The organism is Streptomyces sp. NC-S4, from assembly GCF_054353315.1.
Genome location: NZ_CM135937.1, coordinates 1,398,919 through 1,413,875, shown reverse-complemented (window position 1 = coordinate 1,413,875; position 14,957 = coordinate 1,398,919). Strand labels below are relative to the sequence as shown.

Here is a 14,957-nt window from a genome sequence, read left to right as displayed (position 1 = left end):
CCTCCGGGTCCTGCCTCAGCGATCCGAGGCACTGTGGATGATGTCCGTCCGAGCCGCCCCGGCAAGTCCGCCCGTGTCCGACCGCGTCTCCTCGAGGGCGGTTCCCACCCGGAAGAGCACGGACTCCGCGAACGGGGCGGCGATCAGCTGCGCGCCGATGGGGAGTCCGGCGGAGTCCCTGCCGACCGGGAGCGAGAGTGCGGGGAATCCGGTGATGTTGGCGGGGGAGGAGAGCCGGACGTAGGCGTCGGTGACCGTCTCGGTGACGCCGTCCGGCCATCGCACGGTCTCCTGCCCGCGCCGCGCCGCCGTGATGGGGGAGGTCGGGGCAACGAGCAGGTCGATGCCGGTGAACAGCCGGCCCCACGCGCGGCTGATGAGGGACCGGGTGCGCTGGGCGCGCAGGTAGTCCAGGGCGGACACGTGCTGTCCCGCCTCCAGGAGCAGCCGGATGTCCGGGCCGTAGAGGCCGGGTGTCGCGCGCAGGCCCTCCTCGTGGACCGCCGAGGCCTCGGGAGCCATCAGGCCCCACTGCGTCGCCTCGACGTACTCGACGAGCGGCAGGTCCACGGGCATCACCGTCGCGCCGAGCTCCCGCAGCCGGTCGATCGTCGCGCGGACGGCAGCGTCCACTTCCGGATCGACGCGGTCGAAGTAGTAGGTGACGGGCACGCCGACGCGCAGCCCTCGTACGTCCGCCGGGAACGACGCGGGCGGGTCCGCCGGAGCGGAGACGCTGGCGGGGTCCGAGGGGTCGTGGCCGGCGAGCGCGTGCAGCACGAGGGCGGCGTCCCGCACGGTCCTGGTGAGGGGGCCGACGTGGTCCAGGGACCACGACAGGGGCGCCACCCCGTGGCGGGAGACCAGACCGTAGGTGGGCTTGAGGCCCACCATCCCGTTGAGCGCGGCCGGAATGCGGATCGACCCTCCGGTGTCCGTACCCAGCGCGAACAGCGCGGTCCCGGCCGCCACGGCCACCGCCGAGCCGCCGCTGGAGCCTCCGGCGACGGCGTCCGCGTGCCACGGATTGGCCGTCTGCGGGGTGAGCAGCCCGTAAGCGAACTCGTGGGTGTGGGTCTTGCCGATCAGGATCGCGCCGGCGTCCGTGAGGCGTGTGGCCACCGTGCTGTCCCCGCCGGGCATCCGTCCCGCCCACGCGCGCGAACTGGCCGTGGTGGGGATCCCGGAGACGTCGATCAGGTCCTTGAGGCCGTACGGAATGCCGTGGAGCGGCCCGCGGTGGACGCCCTCGCGGATTTCCCGCTCCGCCTGCCGCGCGGCCCGTCGCGCACGGTCCGCCACGACGGTGACGTACGCGTGGAGCCGGTCCTCGACGGCGTCGCACCGGTCCAGGACGGAGTCGACGAGTTCCACGGGGGACAGCGCGCGGGCCGTCAGGGCCGCCGCCGCGTCCTCGACGGTCAGCTCAAAGGGCTGCATCGAAGGCTCCCGGGGCCTCGGGGCGGCGGTCGGTCGCCGCACGGAAGACCGGGGCCGGCGCGACGCCCGCCAGGTCCAGGGCCCGCAGCCGGGCGAAGAGCTGCCCCAGTCGGGCGGCCAGTTCGGCCGCGTCGCCGACACGGACGTCCATGGGCGGAGCGGGTCGCACGGTCGGACGGGACGGTCCCGTAGCGGCCATCATGGTTCCCTTCCGGGTGATCGGAGCCGGATACCTTGGATCACGTGCGGAGCCGGGGACGGCGGGGCCGTCCGAGGCTCACCCGTGCCGTACTGCTGCCTTCCCGCGGACGCGGAGAAGCCCGGTGGCCCCCGACGGGGGTTTGCGGGGGCCACCGGGAGAGCGGGTGCCGTGCGCCCAGCCGTTCACGGCCGATGCGCACGGCTGCGCGGGAACGTCCTACAGGTCGATCGTGACGCCGTAGGACTCCAGCCAGGCGTTGAGCCAGAGCGGAACCTCGAGGTCGATCCGGGTGATCTGGGTGCTGGCCGTGCTGATGCTGCCGTCGAGCCGGCCGCGGACACGGTCCTTGTCGAGGAGCGGCAGGATCGGCGCGTCACCACTGCTGAGCACCTCGGCGAGCCGGTCGCGGAGCTTCTTCTCGTAACCGGAGTCCTGCGTGCTCGGGTACGGCGCCTTCACACGCTTCACGATCGACTCGGGCAGCACGTCGCGGGTGGCCGCGCGCAGCAGGCTCTTCTCCCGGCCGTCGAAGGTCTTCATGGCCCAGGGCGCGTTGAACACGTACTCCACGAGGCGGTGGTCGCAGAACGGGACGCGGACCTCCAGCCCGACGGCCATGCTCATGCGGTCCTTGCGGTCGAGGAGGGTGTTGAGGAAACGGGTCAGGTTGAGGTAGCTGATCTCCCTCATCCGCTTCTCCAGGCCCGTCTCGCCGGGGAGGACCGGCACCTCGGCGATGGCGTCGCCGTAGCTCGACCGCCGATAGCCGGGGATGTCGAGCCTGCCCAGCAGTCCGCCGTCGAACAGCGGCGTCCCGTCGTAGAAGGGGCCGGGCGTCGAGGTGAGCCAGGGAAACGTCTCGGCCGTGAGGACCTCGGGATCGTGGAACCAGCTGTACCCGCCGAAGAGTTCGTCCGCGGACTCGCCGGACAGGGCCACGGTGGACCGCTCCCGAACCGCTTTGAAGAGCAGGTACAGGGAGGGCCACAGGTCGCCGTACCACATGGGCGGCAGGTCGGTGGCGGCGAGGACCGCGGCCCGGACGCCGGGATCGCTCAGGTCGTCGCTGTTGAGCAGGATCTCCCTGTGCTCGGCCGCGACGTGCTGGGCCAGGTCGCGGACGAACGGAGCGTCCGGGGTGCTCCGCAGGGGGTCCGGGACGAAGTTCTCCGCGGCGCCGACGAAGTCGACGGAGAACGATCGCACCGGTCCGCCGCCCTGTGCGGCCAGGGCCTTGGCCGCCAGCGCGGTCACCGCGGAGGAGTCCAGGCCGCCGGAGAGCAGGCTGCACAGCGGGACGTCGGAAATCAGCTGCCTGCTGACGGTGTCGTCGAGGAGTCCGCGGACCGTCTCGATGGTCGTCTCCAGGGAGTCCGTGTGCTCCTTGGCCTCGAGCGCCCAATAGCGGCGCTTGACGAGCCCCTGGCGGCGGACGCGGACCGTGTGCCCCGGCCGGATCTCGTACATCCCGGTGAAAATGGCGTGCTCGGGGGTCTTCACCATGTCGAGGAGCTCACGCAGGCCGTTCTCGTTCACCCGGCGCGGGATCTCCGGGTGGGCGAGGATGGCCTTGGGCTCCGAGCCGAACAGGACGCCGTTCGCCGTGGGGTAGTAGTACAGCGGCTTGACGCCCATCCGGTCACGGACCAGGAGCAGCTCCTCGTTGCGGACGTCCCAGATGCCGAAGGCGAACATGCCGTTCAGCTTGTCGACGACGCCCTCGCCCCACTCCAGGTAGCCCCGGAGGACCACCTCGGTGTCGCTCTCGGTACGGAAGCGGTGTCCGCGGGAGATCAGGTCCGCGCGCAGCTCGCGGTAGTTGTAGATCTCACCGCTGAAGGTCAGCACCGCCAGCATGCGCCCGTCCTGTTCGGCGGTCATCGGCTGACGTCCGCCCTCCAGGTCGATGACGGAGAGACGACGGTGACCGATGGCGGCGTGCTGATCGATCCACACGCCTTCGGCGTCGGGACCGCGGCACGCCATCGTCTGGGTCATCGCGTCGACGATGGCGCGCTCCTGGGTGAGATCGCGCCCGTAATCTATCCAGCCCGCAATGCCGCACATAAGCGACGTTCTCCTTAGATAGGCGATCGTGAGCACCTGGCTCATCGAGGTGGTCCGGGAAAGGGAGGTGGAGACACCTCTCGCCGGGCCGGCCCGCTGGAGCGGGCGCGACCGTGGGCGGGAGGGGGGAAGCGGTGGAGCATGCGCCGGGGCGGGCGGCCGCCCCGTTCGCGGGTGTGGCTAGGAGGCCTTGGGCCACGTGTACTTTCCGGCCCAGTGGGCCCAGGCCACGAGGACCATCAGGACGGCTGCCAGTCCGCCCAGGACCATGACCGCGGAGGGCGAGGAGCGGTCGAGGACCGCCCCTCCGACCAGGGCTCCGATGGAGATCGTGGCCTGGAAGGAGGCGGTGAAGAGGACCGAGGACGCCTCGGGGGAGTCCGGGGCCGACTTGGAGAACCAGGTCTGGGAGCAGACCGGGACAGCGCCGTAGGCGACGCCCCAGACGACCAGCAGTGCCACTGCGCCGGCGTCCGAGTGCCCCAGGACGGGCAGGAGGAGGGTGGCGCCGGCGATCAGCGCGGCGGCCGCGGCGAAGGTGGACCGCGGGTAGCGCCCCACCGTGGCTCCGCCCAGGAAGTTGCCGGCGATGCCGGCCGCTCCGTAGATGAGCAGGTAGAGCGTGATGAGACCCGAACCGACATGGGTCACCTGCTCGAGGAACGGGGTGACGTAGGTGTACGTGCCGAAGTGGGCGAGCACGACGAGGAAGGTCATGACCAGTGCGAAGCGGGTGTTGACGCTTCGGAGCATGCCACCGAGGACGTCGAGGCGCGTCGCCCGGTCGGAAGGCAGGGGCGGGACTACCACGAGCAGCAGCACGAGGACGGCCAGCGTGAAGCAGCCCATGACGAGGAACGCCGTCCGCCAGCCTGCGACGTCACCGATGAACGTGCCCAGCGGCACGCCGAGTACGGAGCCGAGCGGTACGGCGGAAAAGATCACCGAGGTCGCGCGGCCCACGGACTTCGCGGGGACCAGCTGGCCGGCGAGTCCGGCGCCGATGGACCAGAATCCGCCGATGGTGATGCCCACCATGACGCGGGAGATCAGGACCAGCCAGTAGCTCGAGGCGACGGCGGCCAGGAAGTTGGCCAGCGCCAGGAGCAGGATGAACACAGCCAGCATGACCCGCCGGTCGATGCGCCCTGTGGCCACGGTGACCACGGGGGCCGAGACCGCGGCGAGGAATCCCGGCATGGTCATCATGAGACCAGCCATTCCGTCCGAAATGGTGAAACTCGATCCGATCGACGTGAGAAGGCCGATCGGAAGAATCTCGGTCGTGACGATGGAGAAGATCCCCAGCATTACCGAAATGACGGCCAGCCAGGAGATGAACGGCGAGCGGTCCGTCGGTGCGGGGGATTGGACAGAAGTGGTGGTTGCTGTGGACATGAATCCCGTCCTGAGTTGGGCATCACATGCAGAGTTGCGTGATCTCTAGTCCAGCAGGAACGGGCACCATCTTCTGGCAGGTTCTCGACACCAACAACCGGCCCCTCGAGGCGTCGGGAGTGATCCGGCTGCACCCACGGAGTCATCAGCTCCGGTGTTTCAGCAGGTCAACGGGTTGCTTCAGGTGGCGGAGCGGGCCGTTCGTCACGATGCGGCGCGCGGGAGGCGCCGTGTGGCCCGCGACGACTTCGCCAAGTCGAGAAACTGTCCGCGCAGGAAAATCGGCGCGCGATGGTTCACGTCGCAAACCTGCCGGACCGCGACTCGATTCGATGTTGTTCTGGTTCTCCCGCGTCGCATATCGTGCCGCTGCGCCGCCGCAGTGGGCGTATCGGTCCGACGAGGTCGTCTGCTGAATTGGGGAGAAGAGTGTTCGAGTCTGAAGAGGCAATCCGAAGGAACGTGCAGGAGAAGGCGGTGGGACTCGACCGCGACGGTGTCTCCGCACAGAGGCGAGAGGCGCAACGCAGGTACGATGCCAGCATGCCGGGGTATTGCGTCGAGCTGGCCGTGCGACGGGAACAGCTGGACGAGTACGTCAAGGAATGGCAGCGCGTACTCGACGAGATGACCGAGCGCGGCATCGAACGCTTCCTCCCCGTCGACGAGAACGCCTGACCCTGATCGGGACCGAGAAGGGGCGATGTCCGCGTCGAGCGGGTCGAGCCAACGGCGCCTGACGGGCAGAAGCCCAGTTCAGGCGCCATTTTTGCTCCCCTGGAAGAAGCCGGGCCGCTGGGGCGGGTACGAGACGAGGAGATCTCCGGCCGACGCCCGGGCCGGTCAGCCCTCCTCGCGCTCCGACGGAGGCGCGGGGGCCGCGGCGGTGGCCGTGCCGCTGTAGAGGCGGAACAGCCGCAGCCGCCCGGGGCCCTCGTCGTCGCCGACGGCCAGGGCGTCCCAGCACTGTGCGGCCAGCGCGCGGGCGCGGGTACCCGGCCAGGGCTGGGGGAGCAGCTCAGGGGGCAGTAGCGGGTCGGGTTCCATGGCGGTGGTGAAGGCCGCGGCGAGCTCGATCGCGTACGTCAGCCGCTCGGTCCCGGTGAGCGGTCGCGGCGCGGACAGCCGGGTCAGGCGGCCCGAGGCGAGCGCGGCCAGCTCCTCGTACCGCTCGGCGACCGCCCGCAGCGGCCAGATCCGGGCGGCGAGCCGGGTGGCGTCGTCCTCCTCGCCGAGCCGCAGGTCCCGGCTGGTCAGGCGGGTCAGGGAGGCGAGGACCCCGAGGTGGCGCGCGTGCGCCTCGACGATGTCGCCGATCGCGTTGGCGCTGACAGGCGTGCCTTGCGGCCGCGGCCCTCCTGGGTGAACCGGCCCTCGGCGACGAGACGTTTGAGGCACAGCCGGACCTGTTGGCCGGTCGTGCCGAGGGTCTCGGCGACGGCGTACAGTTCGCCGGCGTCGACCGTCCCGTCCTCGCGGACGAGGGCGAACACCGGCGTCCTGGTCCCGATTTCGGGCGCGGCCGGCTCCGTCGCGGGTCCGCTGGTCATCGCTGCTGCTCCTCGAGGCTGCCGGGGGTGCCGCCGCCAGGGCGGGCGGGGACGGCCCGATGCATCGTGGTCACCGCGCCGAAGCCCATGAGGCCCTTGAGGTACGGCGTCCGTTCGGTGCGCACGGCGTCGAAGCCGTGACGTTCGTACAGGGCGCGGGCGCGGGGATTGACGTCGATGACGTCCAGGCGGACGCGCGAGCAGCCGTGTTCGGCCGCCACGGCGGCGATCTCCGTGAGCAGCAGGCTGCCGACGCCCTTGCCCCGGCCGGCCGGGTCGACGGCGATGCCGTCCATGACCAGCTCCCCGGGCTCGGGGGTGCGTTCCAGCAGGGCCAGCACGGCGAGCCGGGGCAGCCCCCGGAACAGCCCGTAGGCCGACAGCACGTCGCGCACGGTCCCACCGGTCAGTCCGCGCCCGCCCAGCCGGTACCCGGCCACCCCGGCCACCCGTTCCCCGTCCGGGGCGAGGGCGACCACGGCGCGGTCGTGGTGGAGGTGGCGGGCGATGAAGGCGCGTCCGTGCTCGGGCGGGTTGAGGGCGGCCCCGAGCTTGCGGCCGAAGGCCTCCCAGTACAGGGCCGCGACCTGGTCCTCGGCCCCGTGCGGTACGCCGCGGCGGATGACGACTGCTGTGTCCACGATTCCTCCTCGCGTTCTTCGTACGAAGATAGTACGGTCGAAATCAAAACGAGCGTTTGCTGTTCGATAGTTTTTGAGGAGAGGTGGAATGCCACCGATGACAGCGGTACGTACGAAACGCCGACGGAACGCCCGGGCCGTGGGCGCGACACTCGCCGCACTGGCCCTCGTGGCAGCCGCGCCGGGCGGGTTGGCGGCCTGGCAGAACAGCTACGACCTGCGCGAACGAGCGGTGACCGTACGCCACGGCGGACGCACCCCGAACGGCGTGCCGGCCCTGCCCGAGGAGGGGAAGGGGCCCTTCCCCCTCGTCGTCCTCGTCCACGGCGACGGCCCCGTCGACGCCATCGCCTGGGCCCGGCGCCGCGCCGACATCGACGGGCACCGGATCGGCCTGTGGGGCGCCGGCCGGGCGGGGTGGGTATTGCCCAGGATCGCGGCCAAGGACCCCGGGATCCGGTTCGTCATCGCCGTCCCGCCCGCCGTCAACTGGCACCAGCAGGGCCGTTACAACCTCCTCGCCGAGCTGCGCCGCCACGGCGCCTCCGACACCGAGACCGCCGCCGCGCTGCGCCGCCGCGAGACGGGCCTGCAACTGCTCGCGCGCGGAGCCCCGTACGAGGAGTACGTCCGCGCCGTCGGCGATCCGCAGGGCATGACGCCCGCCCGCTGGCGGTTCGTCTCGAAGAACCACACGGCGGACGCCACCGCCGACCTCCCGGCGCTGCGCGGCGTGCCCGTCCTGCTGGTCCTCGCCGGACACGACGTGAACGTGGACACCGCCGACACCGAGGCCCGCTACGAGCGGTTGCTGCCCGGGCCCGCCCTGCGCGTCGCCCACTACCCCGGTGCCACCCACGGCCTGGTCGAACGCGAGGTCGAGGCTTCGTGGCTGCGCCTCACCGCGACCGCGGTGTCCGCACCGAGGGCCTTGTTCACCGAAGGCTTCCTGACCGACCAGCAGAACTTCCTGGCCTCCGTCGACATGGAAGGGGCGAAGCGATGACCAGCGGACCCACCACAGGACCCGCCGTCGGAAAGGACCCGGGGAGGAACACCGGGAAGGACCCCGGAGGGAACGCCGCCACGGGCGGGTCCGCGCCGGCCGCACGGCGCCTCGCCGACGTCGACGCCCTGCGCGGCTTCGCCCTCTGGGGCATCCTGCTCGTCAACATCACTTTCATGGCCTCCGCCTACCGGGGAAGCGGGGTGGACGACCCGGCGTTCGGCTCCGGCCTCGACACCGCCGTCCGCTTCGTCACGGAGACCTTCTTCGAGGCCAAGTTCTACCTGCTCTTCTCCTTCCTCTTCGGGTACAGCTTCACCCTCCAGCTCACCTCGGCGGAACGCGACGGCGCGACGTTCCTGCCCCGCTTCCTGCGGCGCTGCGCGGGGCTGTTCGTCCTCGGTCTCTGCCACGCCGTCCTGCTCTTCCCCGGCGACATCCTCACCACCTACGCCGTGCTCGGCCTGGTCCTGCTCGCCGTGCACCGGCTCCGGCCGCGTACCGCCGCGCGCACCGCCGTCGTACTGTTGGGTGCCACCGCGGTCGCCTACCTGTTGCTGGCCGCGCTGGTCGCCGCCGCCGGCGGCGGGGGCATCGACACCGCAGCGGTCGGCGAGCAGGGCAGGCAGGCCACCGAGGCGCTGCGCGGCGACGCGGGCTCGGTGATCGCCACCCACTTGCGCCAGTTGCCGGACGTCGCGTTCATGCTGGCCTTCTTCCAGGCCCCGGCCGCCTTCGCCGCGTTCCTGCTCGGCCTGGCCGCGGGCAAGCGGAAGGCGCTCACCGACCCCATCCGCCACCTGCCGGTCCTGCGGCGCCTGCAGTGGACCGGCTTCACCGTCGGCCTGGCGGGCGGCCTGGTCTGGGCGCACGCCGGCCACGCACACCCGGGGACCGCGTACCAACTGGTCGCGGTCGCCGTGGACGTGGTGACCGCACCGCTGCTCGCGGCCGCCTACGGCGCCACCGTCCTGCGGATCCTGGCCGGCCCCCGAGGCCCACGGCTGGCGGCGGTCCTGGCCCCCGCCGGCCGGATGACGCTGACCAACTACCTCACCCAGTCGCTGGTGCTGGCGCTCGTGTTCACCGGCTTCGGCGCCGCCCTCGTCGGCCGCGTCGCCCCCGCTCCGGTCACCCTCACCGCCTTGACCCTGTTCGCCGCCCAACTCCTCTTCAGCCGGTGGTGGCTGGCCCGCCATCGCTACGGGCCCGTGGAGTGGCTGCTGCGCGCAGTTACCCTGGGCCGTCTGCCGAAGTGGAAGGGGAGAGCAGCATGACGGCACGCCTCTGGCCGGCCCGGGGCTTGGATCCGGCCGATCCGGACGTCGTACTGCCGGTCGTGGCCGTAAGGGCCGCTACTGGGGTAACCGACGTGACGGGCGATGCCTGCTGAGGAAGACTCGGGCGGTGCGCGATCATGTGAATGCCGCCCCCGGCCTGGCGTTGCGGAGATGGAAGACCGAGGATGCCCGGGCGGTGATGACCGCGTTCGCGGATCCGCTCATGCGTGGACAGTCCGATGAGCCGGTTGATTCCGTCCAGGCTGCCGAGCGGTGGATAGCGGCTCGTGGTGACCGATGGGCTACTGACTCCGCCTATTCCTTCGCCGTCGTCGATGGCGGTGGCCTCGTCCTCGGTCAGGTGTGTGTCGGCTCGGTGGACCGGCGCCACGGCGTCGGATGGGTGTCCTACTGGACGACGGCAACGGCTCGCGGCCGGGGTGCGGCGTCCGGCGCCTGCCGTGGTGTGGCCCGCTGGGCTTTCGGCGATGCGGAACTCTTCCGGTTGGAGCTCGGGCACCGGGTGAACAATCCGGCCTCGTGCGGGGTGGCTCGCGCTGCCGGCTTCGCGGTGGAAGGGCGGCAGCGGCAGAAGCTCGAATACGACGGAGTCCGCTTCGATGTGGAACTCCATGCCCGACTGGCAACGGATCCGGAGCCGCTGTGAGAGGGCATGCGGGAGGCTCGCTGCCCGTGAGGGACCACGGGCTGTCGGGTGAGTGCCGGCATGCGAGTGTTGCTTGATCTCGGTCACGGTGTCCGGCACCCACACGACCGGGCCGCTACGCCTGGTCATGGACCACGCCCGCAGGGCGACACGTGGATCGCCCTGCGGGCCGTCGCGACGACCCGGTGACCTCCTGCGCACCGGTGGCGGTGAGTCGGGGCAGGGACGCCGAAGAGGCTCAGAAAAAGCCGAGCCGCTTCGGCGAGTACGAGACGAGGAGGTTCTTCGTCTGCTGGTAGTGCTCCAGCATCATCTTGTGGGTCTCGCGGCCGATGCCCGACTGCTTGTATCCGCCGAAAGCGGCGTGGGCAGGGTACGCGTGGTAGCAGTTCGTCCACACGCGGCCCGCCTGGATCGCGCGGCCGGCGCGGTAGGCGGTGTTGATGTCCCGGGTCCAGACGCCCGCGCCCAGGCCGTACGCCGTGTCGTTCGCGATCCGCAGGGCGTCGTCGAAGTCCTGGAAGGAGGTCACCGACACCACCGGCCCGAAGATCTCCTCCTGGAAGATCCGCATCCGGTTGTCCCCCTCGAAGATGGTCGGCTGGACGTAGAAGCCACCGGCGAGGTCGCCCTCCAGTTCCCGGCGCTCGCCGCCGGTGAGCACCTTGGCGCCCTCCCGCTGACCGATCTCCACGTACGACAGGACCTTCTTCAGCTGCTCCTCCGAGGCCTGGGCCCCGATCATCGTGTCCGTGTCCAGCGGGTGCCCCGGCACGATCAGTTCGGTGCGGGCCACGGCCGCGTCGAGGAAGTCCCCGTACCGGCCCCGCTCGATCAGAGCGCGCGACGGGCTCGTGCACACCTCGCCCTGGTTGAGGGCGAACATCGTGAAGCCCTCCAGCGCCTTGTCGCGCAGGTCGTCGTCCGTCGACCAGATGTCGTCGAAGAAGAGGTTGGGGCTCTTGCCGCCGAGTTCGAGGGTGACCGGCTTGAGGTGCTCCGCCGCGTACTGCATGATCAGGCGGCCGGTGGAGGTCTCGCCGGTGAAGGCGATCTTCGCCACCCGGGGACTGGACGCGAGCGGTTTGCCCGCCTCCTCCCCGAAGCCGTTGACGATGTTGACCACGCCCGGCGGCAGCAGGTCCGCCACCAGGCTCAGCCAGTAGTGGACGGAGGCCGGGGTCTGCTCGGCGGGCTTGAGGACCACGGTGTTGCCCGCCGCCAGCGCCGGGGCCAGCTTCCACACCGCCATCAGGATCGGGAAGTTCCACGGGATGATCTGCCCGACCACGCCCAGCGGTTCGTGGAAGTGGTAGGCGACGGTGTCGTCGTCGAGCTGGCTCAGCGCGCCCTCCTGCGCGCGCAGGGCTCCCGCGAAGTACCGGAACTGGTCGACGGCCAGGGGCAGGTCGGCCGCCAGGGTCTCCCGCACCGGCTTGCCGTTCTCCCAGGTCTCCGCGACCGCCAGGGCTTCCAGGTGCTGCTCCGTCCGGTCCGCGATGCGCAGCAGGATCGACGACCGCTCGGTGACCGAGGTGCGCCCCCACGCGGGCGCCGCCGCGTGGGCCGCGTCCAGCGCCCGCTCCACGTCCTCGGCCGTGCCCCGGGCGACCTCGGTGAAGACGCGGCCGTTGACGGGCGAGGGGTTCTCGAAGTACCGGCCGCGGGCGGGCGGAACGTACTCGCCGCCGATGAAGTGGTCGTAGCGGGACGCGTACGACATGAGCGCCCCCTCGGTACCGGGCGCAGCGTAGCGGGCCATGGTGTCCTCCCCTTGCCGGGCGCCGGCCGCCGTCGGACAGCGCTCGGGTGGAGGCTAGGGACGGGCAGGTTGCGGATACGTTGCACGCCGCCGTCCACCGGGCTGGGTCGTCTCTTTCGGATCTTGTCGGCCGAGCCCGCGGCCTCCGGTGCCGTGCAGGGCAAGGCGGAGGGGTGCCCGTGTACTGGACGTATGCGGGTGCCCCGACAACGCGGCCGGGTGCGGTGCCGGGCGTCGCGGGCCCGGCAGGATCCGGAAGAGACGGCTAGGGCCGCGGCCGCGCGCCGAGCTCCCGGTCCAGGGCGTGCACGCGGGCCAGCGCGGCCGGCCGTCGCTCCGGCGGCAGGGCCGCCGCCAGCGCCTGCCACGCCTGCGGGTCGTCCGCGCCCCACGGGCTGCACACCCAGTCGGTCAGCAGCCCGGCATCCGCCCGCGCGATCACGGCCGCCCGCGCCTGGTCCTCGATCCGGCGCCGCAGCCGGACGATCCCGGGCGCGGTGGAGCCCGGCAGCAGGGGGCCGGGGTAGTGGTGGAGGGCCGCGGACACCGCCCCGGCCGCCAACTGCCGCGTCAGGGAGGTGAAGTCCGCGTCCAGCGGACCGGCCGTGCGGTACGGGCGCGAACGCGGCGCCGACGGCCCCAGCAGGGCTCGGAGCCGGGAGATCTCGGCGCGCAACGTCACCGGTGACACCGACTCGTCCTCGTACAGGGCGATCGTCAGCTCCTCGCCCGACAGGCCCTCGGGATGGTGGGCGAGCAGCGTCATGATCTCACTGTGCCGCCGCCCCAGCCGGAGCCTGCGACCGGCGGTGACCAGCAGCGCCTCGTCCTGGCCGAGGGCGGCAAGGGTGTCGCCGGCGGCGGGCTGATCCGGTTCGAGCAGGGTCAGCTGGGCTTCCGCCGCCCGGGCCACCGCCCGTACGAAGCCGAGGGAGTGCGGGTGGGCCAGGCCGTCGCCCCCGGTGATGTCCACCGCGCCCAGCAGCCTGCCCGTCCGGGGATCCCGCACCGGAGCCGCCGCACAGGTCCACGGGTGCACCCGGCGGCTGAAGTGCTCGGCCCCGAAGACCTGCACCGGCTCGCCCGTCGCGACCGCCGTCCCGGGCGCGTTGGTCCCCATCGCCGACTCCGCCCAGTGCGCGCCCGGAACGAAGCCGAGGCCCTCGGCCCTGCGCAGGGTGCCCGGTTCGCCCTCCACCCACAGCAGGCTGCCGCGCGCGTCGCACACCGCCAGCAGATGCGCCCCGTGCGCGGCGAACGCCCCGACGAGATCCCGGAACAGCGGCATCACCCGGGCCAGGGGGTGCCCCTCGCGGTACGGGCGCAGCTCCGCCTCCGCGAGCTCCACCCGGGGTGCGCACTCCGGGCTGAGCCGGGCCCGCGCGCACCGCCGCCAGGAGCGCGCGATGACCGCCCGGACCGGGCCCTCGACCCGCCCGTCCCGGGTGAACGCGGCATGGGCCCGCCGTAGTTCGCGTGTGCGCGCGGCCGGATCGGCCCCGCCCGGCAGCGCCACCGACGGATCGCCCATGTCACCCTCCCGTGGTACCGCGGTACGGAGCTGCGCATCTGCGGAGCTGCGGAGCTGCGGAGCGCCACCATCGTCGTCCGGGTAGCGGGTCCCGGCAAGCCGTACGTCGGCCAGGACACCCCTGGAACTCACGGGGCGGGATCGGCCTCCAGCGCGGAGCCCGGGTCCGGGGCGGAGGGGCCCGACGGGATCCAACGGCCCGCCTCGCGGCGGTACGGCCACCAGCGTCCCTCCCGGCCCAGCCGGAGCTGGCGGCCGGTGCCCTCCTGCGTCCAGCGGGCGCGGACCCGGCGGAGCACCGGAGCCTCCTCGTCCGCCCAGGCCGCGGCCAGGGCCGCGCGGGCCCCCGCCAGTTCGCTCCGGCTCGGCGTCCGGTCGTCCTCCAGCGCCGCCAGGCCCGCGGCCGCGCCGAAGCCCCAGGCGCGTACGGCCAGTTCCAGCGCGGCCGGGCTGCGCCCGGTGGCCGCCGCCAGGCGGGAGCGGACCCGGAGGTCACCGCCCTCGGCCGCGAGCCGCACGGCGTCCTCGGAGAGCGTGAGCGGGGCCGCCGGGGCGCGATCGGCGTGGCCCGGAGCCAGTGCCTCCGCGAGCCGCCGATGGGCTTCGGTCGCGGCCGCCTGCGCCAGGAACTCCACCGCGTCCACATCGAGTTCCGGTTGCGCTCCGCCCTCCGTGTCCAGCGTCGGGGGCTGGCCCGGCGCCGACGGCAGTCCCGGCAGCGGGGGCAGGGCGGGCAGGGCCGCGCCGGCCGCGAAGACCTCCGCCGCCGGGATCCCCCCGTCGGCGGGCTGCTGCTGAACGTCCTTATCGGTGTCGGTCCCTGACGCTGCGTCCGCCTCCGCCGCGCTCCGCTCCGCCAGTTCGTCCACCAGCTCGCGCTCGCCCCGGCCCCGCAGGAGCAGCAGCACGAAGGGGTCCTGGTCCAGCAGCCGGGCCACCTGGTAGCAGAGCGCGGCCGTGTGCCGGCAGTGGTCCCATTCGCCGCAGTCGCAGCGCGGATCGAGGTCCCCGATGCCGGGCAGCAGCTCCACCCCGGCCGCGGCCGCGTCCTCGGCGAGCTGGGGCGGAACCTCCCGGTCGAGCAGCGCCGCGATGTGCCCGGCCGCCGCGGCGGCCAGATCCAGCAGGCGGTCCCATTCCGCTTCCGTGAACTCCTGCACCAGTACGTCCGTCCGGTGCGCCGTCCCGTCCGGATCGCGCACCACCGCGGTGAGCCCGCCGGGGCGCACCGACACCGCGCCGACCGCGCCCGAGCGCGCGTACCGGCGCCCCTGCTTGACCTGCGTCCCGTCGAGCGCGCTGTCCTCCAGGGCGCGCAGCCAGGCATGGCCCCACCAGGTGTGGGCGAAGCCGCGGCCGCGGGTGGGCGGCACGGCCGGGAAGGTCTTCTCGTACGGGTCTCGGGTGTTCATC

14 protein-coding genes are annotated in these 14,957 nt (G+C 72.3%); 5 read left to right on the top strand and 9 right to left on the bottom strand.

The window, feature by feature from the left end:
- Nucleotides 1-15: 15 nt before the first annotated feature.
- From ACXNSR_RS05895 to ACXNSR_RS05880, 4 genes are all read right to left on the bottom strand, one after another.
- A complete protein-coding gene (locus ACXNSR_RS05895) occupies nucleotides 16-1,440 on the bottom strand; it encodes an amidase (RefSeq protein ID WP_458641082.1) in 1,425 nt (474 codons plus the stop codon).
- Nucleotides 1,427-1,591 (bottom strand): hypothetical protein, encoded by a 165-nt coding sequence (locus ACXNSR_RS05890; RefSeq protein WP_458641081.1) that lies wholly within the window; start codon nucleotides 1,589-1,591, stop codon nucleotides 1,427-1,429. The genes ACXNSR_RS05895 and ACXNSR_RS05890 overlap by 14 nt, the downstream gene beginning before the upstream one ends.
- 267 nt (nucleotides 1,592-1,858) lie before the next feature.
- Nucleotides 1,859-3,709 (bottom strand): asparagine synthase (glutamine-hydrolyzing), encoded by a 1,851-nt coding sequence (asnB, locus tag ACXNSR_RS05885; RefSeq protein WP_458641080.1) that lies wholly within the window; start codon nucleotides 3,707-3,709, stop codon nucleotides 1,859-1,861.
- A 180-nt stretch (nucleotides 3,710-3,889) separates the two neighbouring features.
- Nucleotides 3,890-5,020, bottom strand: coding sequence for an MFS transporter (locus ACXNSR_RS05880; RefSeq protein ID WP_458643578.1), 1,131 nt, complete (start codon nucleotides 5,018-5,020; stop codon nucleotides 3,890-3,892).
- Here ACXNSR_RS05880 and ACXNSR_RS05875 point away from each other — a divergent pair.
- Together ACXNSR_RS05875 and ACXNSR_RS05870 are read left to right on the top strand one after the other, a co-directional pair.
- Nucleotides 4,908-5,156 (top strand): hypothetical protein, encoded by a 249-nt coding sequence (locus ACXNSR_RS05875; RefSeq protein ID WP_234319456.1) that lies wholly within the window; start codon nucleotides 4,908-4,910, stop codon nucleotides 5,154-5,156. The genes ACXNSR_RS05880 and ACXNSR_RS05875 overlap by 113 nt on opposite strands.
- A 494-nt stretch (nucleotides 5,157-5,650) precedes the next feature.
- Entirely contained in the window at nucleotides 5,651-5,785 is a 135-nt protein-coding gene (locus tag ACXNSR_RS05870; RefSeq protein WP_458641079.1) for a hypothetical protein, read from the top strand.
- A gap of 165 nt (nucleotides 5,786-5,950) precedes the next feature.
- Here the strand turns inward: ACXNSR_RS05870 and ACXNSR_RS05865 are convergent, their stop codons facing one another.
- Complete coding sequence (locus ACXNSR_RS05865; RefSeq protein ID WP_458641078.1) at nucleotides 5,951-6,505, bottom strand: PaaX family transcriptional regulator C-terminal domain-containing protein; 555 nt, start codon at nucleotides 6,503-6,505, stop codon at nucleotides 5,951-5,953.
- Nucleotides 6,506-6,653: 148 nt separating this feature from the next.
- Nucleotides 6,654-7,298 carry a GNAT family N-acetyltransferase gene (locus ACXNSR_RS05860; RefSeq protein ID WP_458641077.1) on the bottom strand — a complete coding sequence of 215 codons (645 nt, stop codon included), beginning with the start codon at nucleotides 7,296-7,298 and terminating at the stop codon, nucleotides 6,654-6,656.
- 139 nt (nucleotides 7,299-7,437) lie between these two features.
- On the opposite strand from ACXNSR_RS05860, the gene ACXNSR_RS05855 reads away from it, so the two are divergent.
- The 3 genes from ACXNSR_RS05855 (at nucleotide 7,438) to ACXNSR_RS05845 (ending at nucleotide 10,251) form a co-directional block, all read left to right on the top strand.
- Nucleotides 7,438-8,304, top strand: coding sequence for an alpha/beta hydrolase family protein (locus ACXNSR_RS05855; protein ID WP_458641076.1), 867 nt, complete (start codon nucleotides 7,438-7,440; stop codon nucleotides 8,302-8,304).
- Entirely contained in the window at nucleotides 8,301-9,581 is a 1,281-nt protein-coding gene (locus ACXNSR_RS05850; RefSeq protein ID WP_458641075.1) for a DUF418 domain-containing protein, read from the top strand. Before ACXNSR_RS05855 ends, ACXNSR_RS05850 begins: the two co-directional genes overlap by 4 nt.
- Nucleotides 9,582-9,711: 130 nt before the next feature.
- On the top strand, nucleotides 9,712-10,251 hold the full coding sequence (locus ACXNSR_RS05845) for a GNAT family N-acetyltransferase (protein WP_458641074.1): 540 nt from the start codon (nucleotides 9,712-9,714) through the stop codon (nucleotides 10,249-10,251).
- 238 nt (nucleotides 10,252-10,489) lie between these two features.
- Here the strand turns inward: ACXNSR_RS05845 and exaC are convergent, their stop codons facing one another.
- The 3 genes from exaC to ACXNSR_RS05830 form a co-directional block, all read right to left on the bottom strand.
- Nucleotides 10,490-12,013 carry an acetaldehyde dehydrogenase ExaC gene (gene exaC / locus ACXNSR_RS05840; RefSeq protein ID WP_458641073.1) on the bottom strand — a complete coding sequence of 508 codons (1,524 nt, stop codon included), beginning with the start codon at nucleotides 12,011-12,013 and terminating at the stop codon, nucleotides 10,490-10,492.
- Between the two features lie 265 nt (nucleotides 12,014-12,278).
- Entirely contained in the window at nucleotides 12,279-13,544 is a 1,266-nt protein-coding gene (locus ACXNSR_RS05835) for a GAF domain-containing protein (RefSeq protein ID WP_458641072.1), read from the bottom strand.
- Between the two features lie 128 nt (nucleotides 13,545-13,672).
- Nucleotides 13,673-14,956, bottom strand: a complete 1,284-nt coding sequence (locus tag ACXNSR_RS05830) for an SWIM zinc finger family protein (protein ID WP_458641071.1) — start codon at nucleotides 14,954-14,956, stop codon at nucleotides 13,673-13,675.
- Between the last annotated feature and the right edge of the window lies 1 nt (nucleotide 14,957).

Excerpts from the sequence above, each read along its gene's own strand:
- ACXNSR_RS05830 (WP_458641071.1), bottom strand. The coding sequence starts at position 14,956 with ATGAACACCCGAGACCCGTACGAGAAGACCTTCCCGGCCGTGCCGCCC.
- asnB (WP_458641080.1), bottom strand. The coding sequence starts at position 3,709 with ATGTGCGGCATTGCGGGCTGGATAGATTACGGGCGCGATCTCACCCAG.
- ACXNSR_RS05835 (WP_458641072.1), bottom strand. The coding sequence starts at position 13,544 with ATGGGCGATCCGTCGGTGGCGCTGCCGGGCGGGGCCGATCCGGCCGCG.
- ACXNSR_RS05880 (WP_458643578.1), bottom strand. The coding sequence starts at position 5,020 with ATGCTGGGGATCTTCTCCATCGTCACGACCGAGATTCTTCCGATCGGC.
- ACXNSR_RS05895 (WP_458641082.1), bottom strand. The coding sequence starts at position 1,440 with ATGCAGCCCTTTGAGCTGACCGTCGAGGACGCGGCGGCGGCCCTGACG.
- ACXNSR_RS05870 (WP_458641079.1), top strand. The coding sequence starts at position 5,651 with ATGCCGGGGTATTGCGTCGAGCTGGCCGTGCGACGGGAACAGCTGGAC.
- ACXNSR_RS05875 (WP_234319456.1), top strand. The coding sequence starts at position 4,908 with ATGGTCATCATGAGACCAGCCATTCCGTCCGAAATGGTGAAACTCGAT.
- ACXNSR_RS05890 (WP_458641081.1), bottom strand. The coding sequence starts at position 1,591 with ATGGACGTCCGTGTCGGCGACGCGGCCGAACTGGCCGCCCGACTGGGG.
- ACXNSR_RS05850 (WP_458641075.1), top strand. The coding sequence starts at position 8,301 with ATGACCAGCGGACCCACCACAGGACCCGCCGTCGGAAAGGACCCGGGG.
- exaC (WP_458641073.1), bottom strand. The coding sequence starts at position 12,013 with ATGGCCCGCTACGCTGCGCCCGGTACCGAGGGGGCGCTCATGTCGTAC.